This is a genomic window from Pseudonocardia sp. DxW, assembly GCF_058448985.1.
In genome coordinates this window covers 292,395-313,188 of record NZ_JBZFLK010000005.1, presented here as the reverse complement: position 1 = coordinate 313,188, position 20,794 = coordinate 292,395, and the positions used below count along the sequence as shown (strand labels likewise).

Genomic DNA, 20,794 nt, shown 5'->3' with positions numbered 1-20,794 from the left:
GGTGACCCGATTCTGCCGAACCCGCCGGCGTGATCGACGTCCCGTCCGCCTTGTCGCGGCCGGACCTCCCGGCCAAGATCGTTGCTCGCCGGAATCCCGACCGAGGAGGCACCGTGCGCATGGCAGCGGTCGCGTTGTGCGCCACCCTGGCACTCGGCGTGGTCGCCGGCTGCGCGGGGACACCCCCCGGCGGCACGGCGGGCGGAGGAGGAACGGTGGATCTGGATCTCGACCGGACGGACCTGGCCGGGCTGGAGGCGGCGATGGCGGCCGGCCGGCTGACCTCCGCCCGGCTGACCTCCTTCTACACCGACCGGATCGCCGAGCTGGACCCGCAGCTGCGCGCGGTCGTCGCCGTCGACCCGACGGCGGCGGCGCAGGCGGCCGAGAGCGACCGCAGGCGGGCCGCCGGGGAGCCGCCCCGGCTGCTCGAGGGCATCCCGGTGCTGGTGAAGGACAACACCTCGACCGGGCCGCAGCTGCCCACCACGGCCGGGTCCACCGCGCTCGCCGGGTCCCGCCCGCCGGCGGCCGCGATCGCCACCCGGCTGCGCGAGGCCGGTGCGGTCCTGCTCGGGAAGACTAACCTGTCGGAGTGGTCGAACTTCCGGTCCGGCCGCTCGAGCAGCGGCTGGAGCGCGGTCGGGGGGCTGACCCGCAACCCGCACTCCCCCGGGCGGACCGCCTGCGGGTCGAGCGCCGGCTCGGCCGTCGCGGTGGCCGCCGCCCTCGCCCCGGTCGCGATCGGCACCGAGACCGACGGCTCGATCGTGTGCCCCGCCGCCACCAACGGGATCGTCGGGATGAAGCCGACCCTGGGCACCGTGTCGCGCAGCGGCATCGTGCCGATCTCGGCGGAGCAGGACACCGCGGGCCCGATGGCGCGCTCGGTCGCCGACGCCGCCCGGGTGCTCGCCGCGATCGCCGGTCCCGATCCCGCCGACCCGGCGACGGCGCAGGCACCGGCCCCTCCGCTGCCGGCCACACCCGCGGCCCGGGACCTCGACGGCGTGCGGCTGGGTGTCCTGCGGGTCGCCGAGGGGGCCAGCCCGGAGACCGACGCCGCGTTCGCCGCCACCCTGCGGACCCTGCGCGACCGCGGCGCCGTGCTCGTCGATCCGGTGGAGCTGCCCGGCAGCGCCGACACCGCCGGGGCGGAGCTGACCGCGCTGGTCACCGAGTTCGCCCGGGACATCGACGCCTACCTGCGCTCGCCCGGCGTGACCGGCCCGGCCTCGCTGGCCGAGCTCGTCGAGTACAACCGCCGGCACGCCGACGTCGAGATGCCGCACTGGGGCCAGGAGCTGTTCGAGGCGGCACTGGCGACCGGCGGCGACACCGGCCGCGCGGACTACCGGGCGGCGCGCGACACCGCGACGGCGCTGAGCCGCCGCGACCTCGACGCCGCGCTCGCCGGGCACCACCTGGACGCCGTGATCGCCCCGACGAACAGCCCGGCCTGGCCGGTCGAGCTGGGCGCGGGCGACGACTTCGTGCTGGGCAGCTCGGGCGCGGCCGCGATGGCCGGGTACCCGAACGTCACCGTCCCGGCGGGCGGCGCGCCGGACGGCGACGGCGGGACCCTCCCGCTGGGCGTCTCGCTGATCGGCCCGCGCTGGGGCGACGCCGAGCTGCTCGCACTCGCGGCGGCCGTCGAGGCCGCGCTGCCGGAGCGCATCCGGCCGCCGCTGCCGACGGCGGTGCTGCCCGCCGACGGCTGACCGCGCGGGCGCCGGTACCGTCGGGACGGAACCGCCGTATCCCTCCCGAACCGGACGGACCGCTCGTGAGCCCGACCCGCACACCCGCGCGACGCGTCGTCGCCGTGCTGCTGCTGTCGCTGTTCGCGGTCCTCGCCCCGGTCGTGGGGTCCGCCGTGGCCGAACCGGTACCGGCGCCGACGACGGTGCACAGCGAGTTCGCGCCGAGCGCGTCGGCGCCGCAGTCGGCGCTGCCCGGCCGGGCCGCGCCGGGCGGCCCCGGCTCGGCGCCGGACGACAGCACCGTGCACGGTCATCCCGGACCGGCACTGGACGCGCTGGTCCTGGCGCTGCCGGAGGTCGCCGCGGACGGCGCGACGCCGGACCGGGACCCCACCACCGGGCCCGAACCGGGGCACCGGACCCCGGCCGATCCGCGCGGGCCGCCCACGGCCTGATCCGCGGCCGCCCTCCCGGATCGCCTCCGGCCCGCACCCCGCGTGCCGGAGCCGGGTCCGGGCCGGCGCGACGCGCACCCGCCCGCCGCCCCTCCCCCGTCCCACACCGGACGCTCCCCCGAGGATCCCCGTGCAGCAACGACCCGTGCTCTGGCGCTCGCTGATCGCGCTCGCCGTACTCGTCCTGTCCTCCGTCATCGCGCTGACCACCGCCCCCACCCTGGGCCTGGACCTGCGCGGCGGCACCCAGATCGTGCTGGAGACCCGCGACACCGAGGAGGTGGCCGCCGACGCCGAGGCCACCGACCGGGTGCTCGAGGTGCTGCGCGGCCGGATCGACGGTCTCGGCGTCGCCGAGCCGAGCCTGGCCCGCTCCGGCGAGAACCGGATCATCGTCGAGCTCCCCGGCCTCACCGATCCGGCCGAGGCCGCCGAGACCCTCGGCCGGACCGCCCAGCTGACCATGCATCCCGTGCTCGGCGTCGGCGTGCCCGGCGAGGACCAGGCCAACACCGACGAGGAGGGGCAGCCGCTGCAGCTCGGCCCGCCCGCGCTGGCCGGTGAGCTGATCGGCTCGGCGATGTCGGCGCCGAACCCGCAGGGCGTCGGGCACGTCGTCGATGTCCGGTTCGAGGGCGAGGGCCCCGCCCGGTGGCAGGCGCTCACCGGGCAGGCGGCGTGCAACCCGCCCGGCGACCCGCAGCGCCGGGTCGCGATCGTGCTCGACGACCAGGTCATCTCCTCGCCGCAGGTGCACGAGACCATCCAGTGCAACATCGGCATGGTCGGCGGCCAGACCCAGATCAGCGGCAACTTCTCGCCCGAGCAGGCGTCCGAGCTGGCGGTGCTGATCGAGGGCGGCGCGCTGCCGGTGCCGGTCGAGATCATCGAGCAGCGGACCGTCGGCCCGACGCTCGGCGCCGACGCCATCGAGGCCAGCGCGCTGGCCGCGATCATCGGTTCGGCGCTGGCCGGTGCCTTCCTGATCGTGGTGTACCGGCTCGTCGGCCTGGTCGCCGTCGTCGCGCTCGGCGGGTACGCGCTGACCGCCTACGCGGTGCAGACCGGGCTCGGCGCGACACTGACCCTGCCCGGCCTCGCCGCGTTCGTGCTCGCCGTCGGTATGGCGGTGGACGCGAACGTGCTGATCGCGGAACGGTCGCGCGAGGAGTACGCGGTCAAACCACGCCTGGAACGCGCGTCGGAGAACGGCTACAAGAACTCGCTGTCCGCGGTCGGCGACGTCGCCGTCACCTCGATGCTGGCGGCGGTGCTGCTGTTCGGCCTGGCCTCCGGGCCGGTCCGCGGATTCGGCGTCACGCTCGTCATCGGTGTCGTGGTGTCGCTGTTCTCGGCGCTGGTGCTGTCCCGACTGCTGACCCTGGCCGTGCTGAAGATCCCCGCGGTCCGGCGCCGGCCGAAGATCACCGGTATCGCCGCCATCGGCCCGGTCCGCCGGAAGCTGGAGGCCCGCGATCCCGGCTTCCTGCGCAACCCGGGCAAGATCCTGGCCGTCGCCGGCGCCGTGCTCGTGGTCGCCGTCAGCGGGCTGTTCCTGCGCGGCCTCGAGCTCGGCGTCGAGTTCACCGGCGGCCGGCTGGTCGAGTTCACGACGACCGACGACATCACCGTCGAGCAGGCGCGCGACGCCGTCACCGCGGCCGGGTTCCCGAACCTGTCGGTCACCGCGACCGGCGACGGCGCGATCGGCCTGCGGGCCGGCGAGCTCGACGACGCCGGTGTGGCCGCGCTGCGCGAGGCCGTCGGCAGCGCGGGCGGCGGCGCCGAGGTGCTGCGCGACGAGATGATCGGCCCGAGCCTCGGCGCCGAGCTGGCCCGCGGCGGCATCATCGCGCTCGGCGTCGCGCTCGCCGCGCAGTTCGTCTACCTGGCCTACCGGTTCCGGTGGACGCTCGGCGCCGGCGCGGTGGCCGCGCTGTTCACCAACGTGATGGTCGTCGTCGGTGTGTTCGCCTGGACCGGCCGGACCGCCGACGGCGTGTTCCTGGCCGCGCTGCTCACCGTGATCGGCTACTCGGTGAACGACACCGTCGTCGTGTTCGACCGGGTGCGCGAGCACTGGGCGCAGCGGGCGAAGGAACCCTTCCACCGGGTCGTCGGGTCCGCGGTGCTCTCGACCCTGCCCCGGACGGTCAACACCGGCATCTCCACCCTGACGATCCTGGTGATGCTGCTGGTGCTCGGCGGGGCGACGCTCGCCGACTTCGCGCTGGCGCTGATCGTCGGCATCGTGGTCGGCACGATCTCGACGATCGTGGTCGCCGGCCCGGTCTCGATCCTGCTGCAGCGCCGCTGGGGCGGGATGCCGCCGCGGGTCGGGAAGTCCAAGCAGCCGGTCGGCAAGGCGGGCCGGCGGAACCCGTCGCGGGCCGACCGGGCCCGCACCCGCAACTCCGACGGCGCCGTCGTGTGATCCGGCGCGGGGGTCGCGCCCGGACCGGGCGTGATCCCCGCGCCTCACCCCGACACCGATCGGTCACCGCGGGCCAGCCGCTCGCCGCAGCGCTCGATCCCGGACCGGATCATCGCGCCGTAGCCGTCCCCGGGGAGCGCGTCGACGCGCTCCGCCGCCTGCCCCAGGTGCCGGTGCGCCGCCGCGTCGTCGCCGAGCCTGCGGTGCACGTCGGCCAGGTTGAGGTGCAGCGACGGGTAGAAGCCGGCGATCCGCAGCGACGGATCGAGGGCGCGGGCCCGCTCGTCGCTGACCTCGCCGGCCGCGGCCAGCGCGCGCTCGTCCCACCGCAGCTCCTCCTGCAGGTCGCCCGCCACGTCGGCGGCATAGTGCGCCAGGATGCACCGGTACAGCGGGTCGCCCGCCGGACCGATGCGTTCCCAGAGCGCAGCGAGCAGGCCCCGCGCGGCCGCCGGATCGCCGGCTCGGCCCACCTCCACCGCGGCGGTGATCTCGGCCATCGTGGGGTCGCTCCCGGGCATCGCGCGCTCCTCGTCGTCGGTGTGCGCCGATGATGGCGCGCCCCACCGACAGTTCCGCGATCCAGGACAGCGCCTGACCGGGTTCGGCGGCACGATCGGCGGTGTGCAGCTGCAGATCGCGTTCGACGCCGCCGACCCGCACGCGCTGGCCCGGTTCTGGGCGGCCGCCCTCGGCTACGAGATCGAGGACCACACCGCGGTCGTCGACGGGCTGCTGGCCGCGGGGCGGATCACCGAGGCGGAGACCGTCGCCGACGGCGACCGCCGGGCCTTCCGGGACGTCGCCACCTGCCGGGGTCCCGGGCCGCGGATCTTCATCGCCCGCGTGCCGGACCCGAAGACCGCGAAGAACCGCGTCCACCTGGACCTGCAGGTCGGCCCGGACGCCGCGCCCGCCGAGGTGGCCCGGCTGGTGGCGCTCGGCGCCGCGGTGCTGTGGACGACGTCCGACCGCGGCCCGGTCACCACCACACTGCGCGATCCCGAGGGCAACGAGTTCTGCGTGTCCTGATCAGCCGGGCTCCAGGTCGTAGGTCCGGTTCCCCACCTGGATCAGGTCGACCGCCGACACCAGGCCCGCGGTGCCGCCGCCCTGGTTCACCCCGGCCGCGTACCCGGTGGCCTGCGGATACGCCTCGATGATCTGGTCCAGGGTCCGGCGCTCACCGCCGGCCACGCACTCCCGGTAGGCGTCCGCCGCGCCGACCTGCCGGATCAGGCAGAAGGTGCCGGAGCCGACGTCGTAGCGGGTCCACTCCCCGGCCGGCGCCGGTTCCGGGACGTAGCTCAGCACGTGCAGGTCGCGCGGCTCCAGGTGCCCGCCGTCGATGTCGACCGCGATCTGGAACGACGGCATCGCCATCCCCGGCGACGCCGGGTCCCGCACCGCCCAATAGCTGCTGGACCGGAACCGGCCGAGCGGGCCGGCGATCTCGTCGGTGCCGAACTGGATCCGGTCGTCGTCGCCGGGGGTGCGCAGCTCCAGCGCGCCCGTGCCGCCACCGGGCGGGGCGCCGAGCCGGGAGGTGAACCCGCGGCTGCCCGCGCCGCGGTCGTAGGTCCCGGCGAACTGGTTCGACGACGCCGGGGTGACCACCATGGTGCCGGACGGGCCGAACGGGTCGAACGCCAGTGCCGGATGCAGCGCCCCCGTCGTGACCAGGGCGGCGAGTGTCGCCGCGGTCGCCGCCAGTACGTTCCGTCGCCCTCGGCGCATGCGTCCCCCTCGACTCGCCGTGTCCTGCCCAACGAGCGGGACGGCGGGGGGTTACCGGCGGTTCACGGGCGGGCCGGTGGCCCGCCGCCGGTGCTGTCGGGCGGTCCGGGTTCGAACGGTGGCATCGGCCCTCCGCCCGGCGCCCACTCGTCGAGGAAGCCCTGCTGGGCATCGAGATCGACCAACTCCACCCGTGCCCGACCCCGGTCAGGCGGTGGTAGGCGAAGGACCTGCCGTAAGGGCAGCCGTCGAAGTCGACGGGAGCTCCCCTGCGCACGAGCAGGTTCCGGTCCCGGCGGACGTCGGAGGACCAGTAACCGATGTGGTCGAACCGGGACCCGGTCTCCGTGACGTCCCAGGGACTCCCGGGGGAGCGCTCGATGACCTCGAAGAACGGCGGCCGGCGGTCGAGAACACGATCCGGTAGGACCGTCCCCCAGGCTGCCGTCCCGGATCGGGTTCCATTCCACTCCGAGCACGGCGGCGAGTTCCCCGGTCGTCGCCTCGATGCTCCGTACGGCGAAGCAGAGGTGGTAGAAGCCGCCCATCCGTTGATCCTGGCAGCGGATCCGGCGCCCGGCGAGCCACGCCGCGCACCGCCCCCGCCGCCCCCGACGAGCTCTGCGGAACGCTGGTGCGCATCTCGGCGGTGCGGTCAGGCGGGGACGGCGGTACGGATGATGCGCGCCAGTTCGTCGCGGGTCGGTCCGTCGGACGGGGCGGGGCGCCAGCCGGAGTCGTAGACCTCCCTCGCCAGCGGTTCGGCGGCGGCCAGCGCGGACGGGCCCGCGGTCATCGCCAGGTAGTCCCCGCAGAACGCGCCGATCCGCGGATCGGCCTCGGCCGCGGCCAGCACCAGGCTCGACGGGAGCGGGCCGTCCGGGACGTCCGCGCCCGTCCAGAGCAGGCGGGTGCACGCGTCGGACCGGACGTGGTCGTCCACCCAGGGCCGCATCTCGGCGTCGCACCACGCCCCGAAGTCCCCGGGGGTGCCCCGGTCGAGGAGCCGGAGCAGCTCCCGGGCCTGCATCATCGTGGTGGCGAGCCCGCGGCCGAACATCGGCGTGGTGGTGCAGACGGCGTCCCCGGCCAGGACGAGGCCGTCGATCCCGGGCTGGGGCCGGTACCGGTTGTGCAGCCGGCCGCCGGGCAGCACGGGTGTGATCGGCGCGGCGCGGTCCGGGTCGGTCCAGTCGTCGAGACCGGGGACCGCCCGGCAGGCTGCGTCGAACGCGGCGTCGTGCCGCAGGTCGCGCAGCGTCCCCGCCGGCCGGACCAGCAGCACCGAGAAGATCCCGGCCTCGTGCCGGAAGACGACCACCTGGTACCCGTCGGGATCGGCCTGCCAGGCCAGCGGGTTCGTCATCGGGCCGGGGGCCGCCGGATCGTGCAGCCGGTACTGCCTGCTGACGTAGGCGATCCCGGTGTCGCCCGCCGGTGCCGGCGCCGGTCCGTAGGCGCGGGTCGCCCGACCGGACCGCCCGGACGCGTCGATCACCAGGTCGGACGGCAGCACCGCACCGTCCACGACCGGGCCGCGGGCGCGGCCGTCGGCGATCGCGACGGCGTCGACGTGCCCCTGCCGGACGGTGAACCCGGGCTCGCGCACCGCGACCGCCCGCAGGGCGCGCTCGAACGTCTCGCGGCGCGAGCGCATGCCGCCGGACACGCGGCGCCCGTCCGGCAGGGTGAACGTGATCGGCTCCGCTCCGGCGGCCAGCCACGCGTCGTACGCCTCGGGGAGCTCAGCCCGCAGCGCCGCACCGACCTGCGGGCGGACCCCGTGCGGATGGTGGAACTGCATGACGCCGCGCCGGTCCCAGCGCCCGTCGGCGGCCGGGCCGCTGTCACGGTCGACGGCGACGACCGCATGCCCGCGACGCGCCAGCGCGGCCCCGAGGAACAGGCCGGCCGGACCGGCACCGATGATCGAGATCCGCACGACGCCTCCCGTATTATGACTGCACTCAGAGTGCACTGAAAGGTGGCCGATGTCGAGGCCGTACCGCTCGGACCTGCGTGACGAGCGCGCGCGGGCCACCCGGCGAGCCGTCGTCGCGGCCGCCGCCGGCCTGTTCGAACGCGACGGGTACGCGGCCACCACCCTCGACGCGGTCGCCGCCGCCGCCGGGGTGAGCCGCCGGACCGTGGTCAACGCCGCCGGGGGCAAGCCGGCGCTGCTGTCGCTGGCCTGGGACTTCTGCCTGGTCGGCGACGACGAGCCGGTCCCGATGGCGGACCGGCCCGAGGTCCGGCGGATCGTCGCCGCCACCGACCCCGCCGAGGCGCTGCGCCTCTGGGCCGGGATGACCGTCGGCGTGCAGCAGCGCGCGGCGGCACTCGGTGCCGTGATCGACGCGGCGGCCGACGTCGACGCCGACGCGGCCGCACTGCGGACGAAGGCCGAGACCGAACGGCTCGCGGGGGCGCGGGCGTTCGCGACCCACCTGGCATCGCTGGACGGGCTGCGCCCCGGGCTGTCGGTCGACGACGCCGCAGACCTGATCTGGACGCTGAACGACGGCGCGTCCTACCGCCGCCTGGTCGGGCTGCGCGGGTGGCCGGTCGAGGGCTACCGGGACTGGCTGGAGCGGGTTGCCGCGGCGAGCCTGCTCGGGGCCCGCGGGACGCCGTGAGAACCGGGGCGCACCCGGCTTCGGCGCGTGCGGCCGCTACCGGCCGAAGTCCGGCAACGTGAGGGTGCCGTCGTCGGCCAGCAGGAACTCCGGGTTGTGCGCGACCTCCCACAGGTGACCGTCCGGGTCGGCGAAGACCCCGGAGCGGAATCCGAGCGGGGTGACGGCCGCCGGCCTCGTCACCGTGCCGCCGGCCCGCTCCGCGGTGGCGAGCGTGTCGTCGACCTCCGCGTCGGAGCGGACGTTGTGGGCGAGCGCCATCCCGCCGAACCCGCCGCCCCGCTCGTCGGGCACCCCGCAGTCCGCGGCGAGCTTCGCCCTGTCCCAGAGGACCAGTGCCAGCCCGCCGGCCTGGAAGAAGACCGTCTCCTCCACCTCCTGCCCCTGCCATCCGAGCGCCAGGTAGAACGCCCGGGCGCGCGGCAGATCGGCGACGCCGAGCGTGATGAGGCTGACCCGCTGCTCCATGGTGCGGCAGGCTACTTCGAGTTCCGGATGCGGACGACGCGGGGAGTGGGACGACCGGCGGTGTCACGCCGGCAGTACCCGCTCGTCCATTCCGACGGACCGATCGTGAGGACGGTCCAGAGCAGGCTCGGCCACGCCACCGCTGCGGGGACCCTCGACACCTGCGCGCACATCTGGTCCGACTCCGACGACAGGACACGTGAGGCCATCGACACCGTCCTCGGCGCTGCACCGGATTCCACACGATCCGCGGAAGCTGAGTAGGCAACTGTCTTATCGACTCGGTGTCGCACGTGCGGGTGGACCACTTCACGACGGGACAGCACTCGCCGATCCTCCGAGCATGGGAATACACCGATGACGACGAAGAAGATCGATGCGGAGTTCGTGACTGAGTGGGCAGCCGCCTATCCGTCGACTGCCGACGACCACGTGCTCGGACCGATTCACCGAGCAGTCGGCGAGCGCGGGTACTTCACGTTCCCGGAAGCCGAGGAGGTGATCAAGTGGAAGTCGAACCGTGCGATCACTTTCCTCCGACGGAACGATCCCGCGGACGTCGAGACGATCACCGATATGGCCCTTCGGGCGCCGGAACACCTCGCGCACCGGGTGCTCGGGCTGCTCCGAGGCGTTGGTGTGCCGGTCGCCAGCGCCTTCCTGACCGTCGCGAAGCCTGACACGTTCACGGTCATCGATGTCCTCGCGATGCGGACTCTCCGGCGGCACGGCGAACAGGACTCGACCTGGGCGGCCTACGCCGATTATCTGACGACGTGTCGCGGCATCGCCCGACGCTGCGGGACCGACCTCCGCACCCTCGACCGGGCGCTCTGGGCGTGGGGCAAAGCGGCGTAGGCCGGCCGGGTGCCCCGTGTGTGCCCCCGACCGGTCGATCCGGACCGACCGGCAGGTCAGGGGCTTGGGTGCGGACGAGTCGGTCTGTAAGCCGGATCCTGTTCCCGGGCACCTCACGGTGCACCGTTCGGCGACCATCCATCTCGGCCTGCCGTCGCCGGCAGGCTCCAGCGGTCCACCCGCAGGCTCGGGCGGGCAGCCCTCGAACGCCTGCGCAACCGCCCCGTCACGGATGACGGAGCGGTCTCTCGACCTTGCTCCGGGTGGGGTTTACCGAGCCACCCCGGTCACCCGGGGTGCTGGTGGTCTCTTACACCACCGTTTCACCCTTACCTCCGGGCGGACCCGGAGGCGGTCTGTTCTCTGTGGCACTGTCCCGCGGGTCGCCCCGGGTTGCCGTTGACAACCACCCTGCCCTGTGGAGTCCGGACTTTCCTCGACGGGACCCGTGGATCCCGACGCGGTCGCCCGACCGACTCGTCCGCACCGCGGATTCTAGCGATCCGGTTCGGCCCGGCCCCCGGTGGGCGGCAGGCCCGGCCGGGACTCGCCGAGACCGGCCCGGCGGGCCCGCAACACGGCCTCGGCCCGGTCGGCGGCCTGCAGCTTGCCGATCACGTTCGACACGTAGTTGCGCACCGTCTTCGACCGCAGCCCGAGCCGGCGGCCGATCGTGGCGTTGCCCAGACCGTCCGCCAGCAGGCCGAGGATCTCGCGTTCGCGCCCGGTCAGGTCCGGGAACGCCATCCGGTCGGGCATCGCCCGGTCGAGGCCCCCGAGCAGCCGCGCGGCGACCTGCGGACCGAACACGGAGTCGCCCGCGGCGACCGCGCGGACGGCAGCGACGATCCGGCCGGGCTCGGCGTCCTTCAGCAGGTAGCCGCGTGCCCCGGCCCGTACGGCAGCGGTCACCGCGTCGGCGGAGAGCATGGTCAGCACCAGCGGCGCCGTCCGTGGCGCGACGGCACCGAGCTGCCGGATCAGCTCGACGCCGTCGATGTCGGGCAGGTTCAGGTCGACCAGGACGACGTCCGGCGCGGTCCGCTCCACCAGCGCCAGGGCCGCTGCACCGGTATCGGCCTCACCCACGACGACGATGTCCGGCTCGGCCGACAGCCTGGTCCGCACCCCGAGCCGGAACACCGGATGGTCGTCGACGACCAGCACGTCGATCGGGCCCGCGGTGCCGTCGCTCACCGCGGGATCCTGGTCACGACGCGGGTACCGGTGCCGCCGGGTCCGGGGCCGACCGTGACCGTCCCGCCGAGTTCCGCGGCGCGCTCGCGCATCGACGCCCCGCCGATCCCGCCGAGGGCCGGATCCGGGCGGGCCGGCCGCTGCCCGCCGCCGTCGTCGGCCACGACGAGCACCGTGTCCGCTTCCTGCACCGTCAGCTCGATCCGCGCGGTGCGCGCGCCGGAGTGCCGGACGACGTTGGCCAGCGCCTCCTGGGCGATCCGCAGGAGCGCGACCTCCGCGGCGGGGCTCACCGCGGCGGTCGCGCCCGGGTCGGTCCACAGCTGCACCGTCAGGCCGGCCGAGGTCAGCCGGTCGGCCTCGGCCTGCAGCGCCCCCGGCAGCCCCGCGTGGTCCAGCACCGGCGGGCGGAGGTCGTGGGCGACCCGGCGCACCTCGCCGATGGCGGACCGCACCTGCTCCTCCATCCGGGCCAGCAGCTCCGGCCGGTCACCGGTCACCCGGACCGTGTCCAGGATCAGCAGCTGGGACGCCAGGATCGTCCCGACGCCGTCGTGCAGGTCCCGGCGCAGCCGGCGGCGCTCGGACTCGCGCACCTCGGCCGCCGCCACCCGGGCCCGCCGCAGCAGCGTCGCCTCGTCCCGTGCGAGCAGCACCAGCGCCACGAACGGCAGGACCTCGGTGAGCAGCCGCCGGTGGTGCCGGTCCAGGCGGTCCCCGTGCGCCGGGGCCAGCAGCAGCACGCCGCGGTCCCGTCCCGCGGCGTCCACGACGGACTCGCGGTGCGGGGCCGCCACCGGTTCACCGTGGCTCCAGAGCGGCGTCCCGGCGGCGTCGAGCACCTGCACGTACCGCAGCTGCAGGCCGGCCGCGAGCGTCGAGGCGAGGTCCCGGCCGGTCCCGGCGTCGGGCTCCCGGCCGTGCGCCGCGAGCGCCCTGGCCAGTCCGTGGCCGCCGAGGATCCGGCGACGCAGGCGTCCCCGCATGGCGTACCCGGCGAGTCCTGCGGTGAGCGCGAGGACACCGACCGCGGTACCGGCCGATGCGGGCGCGGCGCGCCCGCTGAGCGCCGAACCGGCGACGGCCACCAGGCCGACGTAGACGACCGCCAGCCCGACCAGCGCGCCGCCGTACAGCACGGTCCGCCGCAGGACGACGTCGACGTCGTAGAGCCGGTGCCGCAGCAGGGCCCACCCCAGCCCGGCACCCAGCGCGGCGAACGCCAGGTAGTCGAGCAGCACGGCGACCGGCTGCACCGTCGGGAGGGCACCGGTCACCCCCGCCACCGCGACGAGTGCCGCGTTGAACACCAGCAGCAGCACCACGAGCAGCAGCACCTTCGCCTGCTGCCGGGCAGCGGTGTCCGACACCGTCCGGTAGCGGTGCACCTGGATCCCGGCCAGCAGCAGCCAGGTGGCCAGCTCCGCGACCTCGTGCCCGGGCGGGGTGTCCGGGAACGGCGGCGTCCCGCTGACCAGCACCAGCGCCGGCAGCGGCCAGACCCACCGGTACCAGCGCGGATGCCAGCGGTCGTCCGGGAACAGGCCGACGAACACCGGGACGAGGACGGCCACCGCCGCGGCACGGACGGCGTCCGCCCACCACATCGACCCCGGACCGGCGGCGGCGAACGGGGCGAGTGCGGTCAGCGGGAGCAGCACCGCGGTGAGGATTACCAACCGGCCGGCCGGTCGCCGCAGCACCAGCGCGACGGCGACGGCGAGGAACACGAGAAGCTCCGCCCACGCCACGACGGCGACCACCACGGCATAGCCGGCCGGTCCCGTGCCTGCCGCGGCCAGCAGGTCCACCGCCTGCGGCGACGGCCGCTCGAACCGGCGGCAGATCCCGTTTGGGCACGGCTGCGCGACGGCGTCCACGAAGGCGGGCGTCCCCCACGCCGCCCAGCCGAGCACCGCGACCGTCGCGGCAGCGGTCGCCGGCAGCCGCACCGCTCCGCCGGCCATCCCGCTCCCCGTGGGCTCGTCCCCGGCTCAGAGTGTGCTGGACCGGCGGGCCACAGCCAAGGGAGCACCGAGCACGGCGCCCAGCACGAACGGCACGAGCGGCGGGAGGGCGAAGCTCGCCACGACCGACGCGCCCGCCAGACCGGCCACCACGGTGCCGGTCCGGCGTGCCACACCGCTCGGCCGCAGTGCCAGGACGAGCGCGACGAGCGCGACGCCGCCGGCCGCGCAGGTCACCGTCACCAGGACCGGCAACCAGCCCTCGACGGCCTTCCCGCCCACGCCCACCAGCAGCGCGACCACCTGCGCCGCACTCCATGCCGCCGCGCACACGACCGCCGCGGTCACCGCAACGGCGCCGGAGCCCCGCCGGGCCGGCCGCACGGCGCGCGCGACGGTGGCGATCCCGAACGCGAAGGCGGCGGCACCGGCGATCAGCAGGTACGGCATCGGGTCCAGCAGGCTCTGCTCGCCGTGGATCTGTGCGACGACCTCCGGCGGGAGCTCGTTCACGTCGACACCGAGTTCCTCGGCCGCCGCCGTCTCCGCGGCGAGCGAGCCGTCCAGCACGGTGCGGACCAGATCGACGACGATCATCGCGATGAGCACGGCGAACGAGCCGACCAGGAGGCGGGCGCCGCGCCGGACCCGCGGGACGTCGACGTCGTCACGGGACGTGCCCGTGGTGGCTGGACGTGTTCCGGACATCGGTCCTCCTGCGGCCTGGGACGACCGGGACGGTCGCGGAGCACGACCGTGTCCGTCCTCGCGTCCCGGGTTCCAGGGACACCGCGTCCCGGCCCGCCCGGTCACCGAGATGCAGCTCAGCGGGAATTGTCGATCTTCACGGCCCGCTGAGCTGCATCTCGGCGCGGAAACCGGTGCGAGGCGGGGCGGGGCTGGTCAGGTGCCGCAGAAGGTCATGAACGGCGGGGCGTCCGGTCCCGGCGGCCGGGCGTAGCGCTCGTAGCCCTCCCGCTCCTCGTAGGGATGCCCCAGCACCTGCAACATCCACTGGATCGGCTCGAGATCACCGTCGGCGACGGCCGCGCCGAGCGCCTCCTCGACGAGGTGGTTGCGCGGCACGTAGACCGGGTTGACCCGGTCCATCGCCGCCGGGTCCGGCCCGGTCGCCAGCCAGGAGGCGAGCCACCCGTCCACCGCGGACGGGTCGTCGAACAGGTCGCGGACCGGTCCGGCGTCGCCGCGGGCGGCGTCGGCGAGGCGCCGGAATAACAGCGTGTGGTCCGGCTTCCGCTCGGCGAGCAGCGTCGCGAGGTCGGCCAGCAGCGGCTCGGCGTCGAGCCCGTCCGGCAGGCCGAGCTTGTGGCGGTACCCCTCGTCTCGGGCGGCGAGGTAGCGGTCGGCGAACTCCTGGAGCACGCCGGTGGCGAGCCGGATCGCCTCGTCGGGGTCGTCGTCGAGCAGCGGGAGCAGGGCCTCGCCGAAGCGGGCCAGGTTCCACTGCGCGATGCCGGGCTGGTTGCCGTAGGCGTAGCGGCCGCCGTGGTCGATCGAGCTGAACACGGTCGCCGGGTCGTGCGCGTCGAGGAACGCGCAGGGGCCGTAGTCGATGGTCTCGCCGGAGATCGTCATGTTGTCGGTGTTCATGACGCCGTGCACGAAGCCGACCTGCATCCAGCGTGCGACCAGCCGCGCCTGCGCGTCCACCACCCGGCGGAAGAGCTCCAGGTAGGAGCCGGCGCCGGGATGGTGCCGGGCGATCGCGTGGTCGGCGAGCCTGCGCAGCAGCTCGGTCTCGCCGGTGGCGGCGGCGAACTGGAACGTCCCGACCCGCAGGTGGCTCGACGCCGTGCGGGCCAGCACCGCGCCCGGTTCCGGGCCGCGCTCGCGCATGACGTGCCCGCCGGTCGCGACGACGGCCAGCGACCGGGTGCTCGGGACGCCGAGCGCGTGCATCGCCTCGGACACCAGGTACTCGCGCAGCATCGGCCCGAGCGGCGCCTTCCCGTCGCCGCCGCGGGCGAACGGGGTCCGCCCGGATCCCTTGAGGTGCAGATCGCGGCGCTCCCCGGACGGCGTGACGAGCTCGCCGACGAGCAGCGCGCGGCCGTCGCCCAGGCGCGGCGAGTAGTTGCCGAACTGGTGCCCGGCGTAGGCCTGCGCGACCGTCGTCGCCGACCCCGGCACCGCGGTCCCGGTGAGCAGGCCGAGTCCGGCGGGCCCGCGCAGCGCGGCCGGATCGAGGCCCAGCTCGCCGGCCAGCGCCTCGTTGAGCAGCACCAGCCGCGGTTCCGGCGCCGGTGCGGCGTTCCACGGCAGGTACAGGCCGTCCAGGTCGCGGACGAAGGTGTTCTCGAACGCGATCTCCGTGGCTGCGGTCATGCCGTCCAGGCTACGAGCCGCGGGCCGGACCGGCAGGGCCGGTGAGGGCGGCCCGCGTCACCCGCGCAGGGTCTGGCTGGGCAGCTCGCCGAACCGCTGCCGGTACTGCTGGGCGAACCGGCTCTGGTGCAGGAACCCCCAGCGGAGAGCGACGTCGGTGACCCGCACCGTCGCCGGGTCGCAGCGCTGCAGCTCGGCCCGGACCCGGTCGAGCCGGATCCGGCGCAGGTGCCCCATCGGCGACTCGCCCAGCTCCTGCTGGAACGCGGCGTGCAGGGTGCGGACGCTCATGCAGCCCACCCTCGCCAGCTCCTGCGGGGTCAGCGGATCGTCGGCGTGCTGCTCCATGTGGTCGAGGACCGGGCCGAGCCGGCCGGAGCGCACCGGATCGGGCGGCCCCACCAGCGCGTCGCTGTAGCGGTGCCGCCCGGCGTGCAGCAGCTGCGTCATCACGAACGCCTCCAGCTGCTCGCGGGCGATCGGCATCTCGGCCAGCCCGCCGGGCCGGTCCAGCTCGCGGGCCAGGAACTCGACCGACGCGAGCAGCGTCCGGCCGGCCGGGGTGGTGAGGTCCAGACCGAACCCGAAGTCGACGACGTCGTGCACGGGCCGGTTGAGCTGCTCGCTCAGGTGGGTCTCCAGGCTGGTCCGCGGGATCTTGAGGATGAGCTGCTCGGCGTCCGGTGACCAGCGGACCGTGTTCGTCCGGTCCGGCAGCAGCACGATGCCCGACGCCCGGGCACCGGTCCGCGCCCGGTCGCCGTCGCTGCGTTCGGCCCTGGTGACGCCCGCGACCGTCAGGTTCACGTGGTAGTTGTCCTCGGTCGGCGGCATGACCAGCGTCGCCGGCGACCGGTACGTCAGGTACCCGACGGTGAACACCCGGTCGGTGGTGGCGTTCAGCGTCATCGCGACCTGCTCGTCGGGCGCGGTGAGGTCGTGCCGCAGGTAGGTCCGGGTGACCGCGTCGCGGGCCTGCTCCAGGCTGTGCGTCGCCAGTACCGGAAAACGCTCGAGCGTGCCGCCGGACCGCATCGTCTCGACACCTCCTCGTGCCGCGGATCACTCGTCCCGCGCAGCCTATGTCCGTTCGCGGCACCCCGACCAGCCGTTGCGTGCGTGCGGCCGTCCGCTCGGTGCAGACCCGCGCCGGTGCACGGAACGGCTGGACCGGCGCGGCGCGCGGATATCGAGTGCCGCGCGGGCCGCCCTAGCGTCCGGATCCACCGCCGACCGGCGACGGAGCCGGCCGGGGAGACCTGCGAGGGAGATGCCGGACACGATGTCGCAGACACCAGCACTGGAAGAGTTCGGGCTCTTCATCAACGGCCGGACGGTGCCCGCCCGGTCGGGCGCGACGTTCGAGTCGCAGAACCCCTACACCGGCGAGCCGTGGGCCCGGCTGGCCGACGGCTCCCCCGCCGACGTCGACGAGGCCGTCGCCGCGGCCCGCAGCGCGTTCGACGGCGAGTGGGGTGCGAGGACCGGGTTTGAGCGGGCCGCGATCCTGCGCCGCTGCGGCGACGCGATCGCCGCGAACGCGGAGCGGCTGGCCCGGCTGGAGGTGAACGACTCCGGCAAGCTGCTGCGCGAGATGCGCGGGCAGCTCACCGCGCTCCCGCAGTGGTACTACTACTTCTCCGGGCTGGCCGACAAGGTCGAGGGTCGCACCGTCCCGCCGGTCAACCCGAACTACTTCGGCTACACCACCCGCGAGCCGGTCGGCGTGGTCGGCGCGATCACCCCGTGGAACTCGCCGCTGCTGCTGCTGACCTTCAAGCTGGCGCCGGCGCTGGCGGCGGGCTGCACGATGGTCGTCAAGCCGTCCGAGCACTCCCCCGCCTCCACCGTCGCGTTCGCCCAGGTCCTGCACGAGGCCGGGCTGCCGGACGGCGTGCTGAACGTCGTCACCGGCTGGGACCGGGCGACCGGGGAGGCGCTGGCCGGGCACACCGGGGTGGACAAGGTCGCCTTCACCGGTTCGACGGCGACCGGTGCGGCCGTCGCGCAGGCCGCCGGGGCGAACGTCAACCGGGTCACCCTGGAGCTGGGCGGGAAGTCCCCGCAGATCGTGTTCCCGGACGCCGACCTGGACGCGGCGGCGAACGGGCTGGTCGCCGGGGTGTTCGCGGCGACCGGGCAGACCTGCATGGCCGGGTCCCGGCTGATCGTGCACGCCGACGTGCACGACGCGCTGGTGGAGAAGGTCGTCGCGCGGGCGAACGCGATCGTCCTCGGCGACCCGACCGAGCAGGCCACCGAAATGGGCCCGGTCGCGAACCGGCCGCAGTACGAGAAGGTGCTCGGCTACCTGCGCGGCGCCGCCGCCGAGGGCGCGACCTTCGCCTGCGGTGGCGAACCGGACGCCGAGCGGGGCGGGCTGTTCGTCCGCCCGACCGTCGTGACCGGGGTGACGCCGGAGAACACCATCGTCCGCGAGGAGGTGTTCGGGCCGGTGCTCTCCGCCTACCGGTTCACCGACGAGGACGAGGCGCTCAAGCTCGCCAACGACACCCCGTACGGCCTGGCCGGCGCGGTCTGGACCAAGGACGTGCACCGCGCGCACCGGGTCGCCGGGCGGCTGCGCGCCGGCACGGTGTGGATCAACGCGTACCGGGTGATCGCCCCGAACATGCCGTTCGGCGGCTTCGGCGCCAGCGGCATCGGCCGGGAGAACGGCGTCGACGCGATCAACGAGTACACCGAGAACAAGTCCGTGTTCGTCGAGCTGACCGGCGGCACCCGCGATCCCTTCCAGCTCGGCTAGAGCCCGCCCGCACCCGATCCAAGGAGACACCCACGTGACCGTCACCGCGAACGAGCGCCTCGGCCTCCACCCGACCGATCCCCGTCCGCTGGAGGAGACCCGGCCGCTGGTCGACCGCACGCAGACCAATCCGCTGTTCGGCGACCAGAAGATGAAGCTCGGCCTGTTCGGCACCAACTGCTCGTACGGCCTGATCATGAGCCACGCCCCGAGCGACTACCGGATCACCTGGGAGCACACCCGGGAGATCGCGACCCGGGCCGACGATCTCGGCTTCGACGTGCTCGTCCCGGTCGCCCGCTGGAAGGGTTTCGGCGGGTCGACGAACTTCAACGGCAACTGCTTCGAGACCTACGCCTGGGCGGCCGGGCTCGCCGAGGCGACCGAGCGGATCTCCATCGCCGCCACCTCGCACCTGCCGACCGTGCACCCGATCGTCGCCGCCAAGGCCGCGACGACCATCGATCACATCTCGGGCGGCCGGTTCGCCCTGAACCTGGTGATGGGCTGGGTGCCGCCGGAGATGGAGATGTTCGGCACCGAGCAGCGCGAGCACGACGAGCGCTACGCCTTCGGCCAGGACTGGATCGACTTCGCCACCCGGCTCTGGACCGAGGAGGGATCGTTCAGCCTGGAGTCGGAGTTCTTCCGGGGCGACCTGCTCGAGGCGTACCCCAAGCCGCACCAGGCGCCCCGCCCGGCGCTGCTCAACGCCGGCAACTCGCCGGCCGGCATCGAGTTCTCCGCGCGCAACGTCGACATCAACTTCGCGTCGCTGGACACCCTGGAGAACATCGCCGCCTACACCGACAAGGTCCGGTCCAAGGCGCGCGAGGACTACCAGCGCGACATCCAGGTGATGACCTACGGCCTGGTCGTCTGCCGGGACACCGAGGAGGAGGCCAAGCGGGCCTTCCAGCAGGTGATCGACGAGGGCGACTGGGGTGCCGCCGGCAACGTCATCAAGATCGCCGGATCGGGCGAGAGCAAGTCGTTCGACCACGCCGTCAAGGCGATGCAGGAGCGGTTCATCGCCGGCTGGGGCGGCTACCCGATCGTCGGCACCCCCGAGCAGGTCACCGAGGAGCTGGGCAAGCTCAACGAGGCCGGCATGGAGGGCATGATCTTCGGCCTGATCGACTACAACGAGGAGCTCAAGTACTTCGGCGAGCGGGTCATGCCGCTGCTGAAGGAGGCCGGGCTGCGGCACTAGAGGCACTGAGAGCACTCGGCAGCCACCGGGCGCTCTCCCGGTGCCGGTCACTCCCGCGCGGCGGTGACCGACACCGGCCGCTTCGACCAGTAGCTGGCCAGCGCGGCACCGGACACGTTGTGCCAGACCGAGAACACCGCGCCGGGCAGGGCCGCCGCGGGACCGAAGTGCACGGTGCCCAGGGTCGCGGCGAGCCCGGAGTTCTGCATCCCGACCTCGATCGACACCGCACGCCGCGCCGTCGCGTCGAGCCCGACCGCCCGGGCCACCGCGTGGCCGAGGGCGAATGCGGCCAGGTTGTGCACGACGACCACACCGACGATCGCGAGCCCGGCGGTGAACAGCGCGTCCGCCGAACCGGCGACGACGATCATCACCACCACCGTGATGCCGACGACCGACGCCAGCGGCAGCGCCGGCGTCACCAGGTCGACGACGCCGCCTGCGTACCGCCGGAGCAGGAAGCCCAGCACCACCGGGATCAGCACGATCTGCACGATCGAGAGGAACAGGCTGCTCGCCGAGACCGGCAGGTACTGCCCGGCCAGCAGCAGCACCAGCAGCGGCGTCACGATCGGCGCGACCAGCGTCGACACCGACGTCATCGCCACCGACAGCGCGACGTCGCCGCGGGCCAGGAAGACCACCACGTTCGACGCCGTGCCGCCGGGTGCGCAGGCCACCAGGATCACGCCGACCGCGATCTCCGGCGGCAGATCGACCAGCACGGTGAGCAGCCAGCCGACCACGGGCATCACGACGTACTGGGCACCCAGGCCGATCGCGAACGCCGCGGGCCGCCGCACGATGTAGCCGAAGTCGACCGGCCGCAGCGTCATGCCCATCCCCAGCATGATCAGCGCCAGCAGCCACGGCACGGCCGACGACCACCCCGTGAACACCCCCGGCACGGCGAGGGCGACCGCGCCCGCCGCGAGGACGATCACCGGGAACCATCGGCCGACCACGTCGCCCACCGCCTGCACGCGCTGCATCGCACTCACCTGTGCAGC

General features: G+C 74.4%; 18 protein-coding genes and 1 other RNA gene. 8 read left to right on the top strand and 11 right to left on the bottom strand.

Features of this window, described 5'->3' with window-relative positions:
- Positions 1-119 precede the first annotated feature (119 nt).
- From ACVJO7_RS10410 to secD, 3 genes are all read left to right on the top strand, one after another.
- A complete protein-coding gene (locus tag ACVJO7_RS10410; protein ID WP_491672711.1) occupies positions 120-1,721 on the top strand; it encodes an amidase in 1,602 nt (533 codons plus the stop codon).
- A 65-nt stretch (positions 1,722-1,786) separates the two neighbouring features.
- Positions 1,787-2,158 (top strand): hypothetical protein, encoded by a 372-nt coding sequence (locus tag ACVJO7_RS10405; protein ID WP_491672676.1) that lies wholly within the window; start codon positions 1,787-1,789, stop codon positions 2,156-2,158.
- A gap of 130 nt (positions 2,159-2,288) precedes the next feature.
- A complete protein-coding gene (gene secD / locus ACVJO7_RS10400; protein ID WP_491672675.1) occupies positions 2,289-4,592 on the top strand; it encodes a protein translocase subunit SecD in 2,304 nt (767 codons plus the stop codon).
- A 44-nt stretch (positions 4,593-4,636) separates the two neighbouring features.
- On the opposite strand, the gene ACVJO7_RS10395 is transcribed toward secD, so the two are convergent.
- Positions 4,637-5,113, bottom strand: coding sequence for a hypothetical protein (locus tag ACVJO7_RS10395; RefSeq protein WP_491672674.1), 477 nt, complete (start codon positions 5,111-5,113; stop codon positions 4,637-4,639).
- A 103-nt stretch (positions 5,114-5,216) separates the two neighbouring features.
- Between ACVJO7_RS10395 and ACVJO7_RS10390 the strand changes: the two genes are divergently transcribed.
- Positions 5,217-5,624 (top strand): VOC family protein, encoded by a 408-nt coding sequence (locus tag ACVJO7_RS10390; RefSeq protein WP_491672673.1) that lies wholly within the window; start codon positions 5,217-5,219, stop codon positions 5,622-5,624.
- On the opposite strand, the gene ACVJO7_RS10385 is transcribed toward ACVJO7_RS10390, so the two are convergent.
- Positions 5,625-6,329 carry a hypothetical protein gene (locus ACVJO7_RS10385; protein ID WP_491672672.1) on the bottom strand — a complete coding sequence of 235 codons (705 nt, stop codon included), beginning with the start codon at positions 6,327-6,329 and terminating at the stop codon, positions 5,625-5,627.
- Between the two features lie 655 nt (positions 6,330-6,984).
- On the bottom strand, positions 6,985-8,271 hold the full coding sequence (locus ACVJO7_RS10380) for an FAD-dependent oxidoreductase (RefSeq protein ID WP_491672671.1): 1,287 nt from the start codon (positions 8,269-8,271) through the stop codon (positions 6,985-6,987).
- 49 nt (positions 8,272-8,320) lie between these two features.
- On the opposite strand from ACVJO7_RS10380, the gene ACVJO7_RS10375 reads away from it, so the two are divergent.
- Positions 8,321-8,965, top strand: a complete 645-nt coding sequence (locus ACVJO7_RS10375) for a TetR/AcrR family transcriptional regulator (RefSeq protein ID WP_491672670.1) — start codon at positions 8,321-8,323, stop codon at positions 8,963-8,965.
- 36 nt (positions 8,966-9,001) lie between these two features.
- Here ACVJO7_RS10375 and ACVJO7_RS10370 read toward each other — a convergent pair whose 3' ends face one another.
- Positions 9,002-9,433: a VOC family protein gene (locus ACVJO7_RS10370; RefSeq protein WP_344019189.1), complete on the bottom strand. Its 432-nt coding sequence runs from the start codon at positions 9,431-9,433 to the stop codon at positions 9,002-9,004.
- 357 nt (positions 9,434-9,790) lie between these two features.
- On the opposite strand from ACVJO7_RS10370, the gene ACVJO7_RS10365 reads away from it, so the two are divergent.
- Entirely contained in the window at positions 9,791-10,291 is a 501-nt protein-coding gene (locus ACVJO7_RS10365) for a hypothetical protein (protein WP_491672669.1), read from the top strand.
- A 71-nt stretch (positions 10,292-10,362) separates the two neighbouring features.
- On the opposite strand, the gene rnpB is transcribed toward ACVJO7_RS10365, so the two are convergent.
- The 6 genes from rnpB to ACVJO7_RS10335 form a co-directional block, all read right to left on the bottom strand.
- An RNA gene (gene rnpB / locus ACVJO7_RS10360) (RNase P RNA component class A) lies at positions 10,363-10,771 on the bottom strand.
- A 15-nt stretch (positions 10,772-10,786) separates the two neighbouring features.
- Positions 10,787-11,488, bottom strand: coding sequence for a response regulator (locus ACVJO7_RS10355; RefSeq protein WP_491672668.1), 702 nt, complete (start codon positions 11,486-11,488; stop codon positions 10,787-10,789).
- Positions 11,485-13,455: a sensor histidine kinase gene (locus ACVJO7_RS10350; RefSeq protein ID WP_491672667.1), complete on the bottom strand. Its 1,971-nt coding sequence runs from the start codon at positions 13,453-13,455 to the stop codon at positions 11,485-11,487. The genes ACVJO7_RS10355 and ACVJO7_RS10350 overlap by 4 nt, the downstream gene beginning before the upstream one ends.
- A gap of 27 nt (positions 13,456-13,482) precedes the next feature.
- On the bottom strand, positions 13,483-14,163 hold the full coding sequence (locus ACVJO7_RS10345) for a hypothetical protein (RefSeq protein ID WP_491672666.1): 681 nt from the start codon (positions 14,161-14,163) through the stop codon (positions 13,483-13,485).
- A 195-nt stretch (positions 14,164-14,358) separates the two neighbouring features.
- Entirely contained in the window at positions 14,359-15,801 is a 1,443-nt protein-coding gene (locus ACVJO7_RS10340; RefSeq protein ID WP_491672665.1) for a protein adenylyltransferase SelO, read from the bottom strand.
- Between the two features lie 57 nt (positions 15,802-15,858).
- Entirely contained in the window at positions 15,859-16,836 is a 978-nt protein-coding gene (locus ACVJO7_RS10335; RefSeq protein ID WP_344019158.1) for an AraC family transcriptional regulator, read from the bottom strand.
- Positions 16,837-17,083: 247 nt separating this feature from the next.
- Between ACVJO7_RS10335 and ACVJO7_RS10330 the strand changes: the two genes are divergently transcribed.
- Positions 17,084-18,568, top strand: coding sequence for an aldehyde dehydrogenase (locus ACVJO7_RS10330; protein ID WP_491672664.1), 1,485 nt, complete (start codon positions 17,084-17,086; stop codon positions 18,566-18,568).
- Positions 18,569-18,602: 34 nt separating this feature from the next.
- Positions 18,603-19,781: an LLM class flavin-dependent oxidoreductase gene (locus tag ACVJO7_RS10325; RefSeq protein WP_491672663.1), complete on the top strand. Its 1,179-nt coding sequence runs from the start codon at positions 18,603-18,605 to the stop codon at positions 19,779-19,781.
- A 47-nt stretch (positions 19,782-19,828) separates the two neighbouring features.
- Here ACVJO7_RS10325 and ACVJO7_RS10320 read toward each other — a convergent pair whose 3' ends face one another.
- Positions 19,829-20,776, bottom strand: a complete 948-nt coding sequence (locus ACVJO7_RS10320; protein WP_491672662.1) for a bile acid:sodium symporter family protein — start codon at positions 20,774-20,776, stop codon at positions 19,829-19,831.
- Positions 20,777-20,794: the final 18 nt, after the last annotated feature.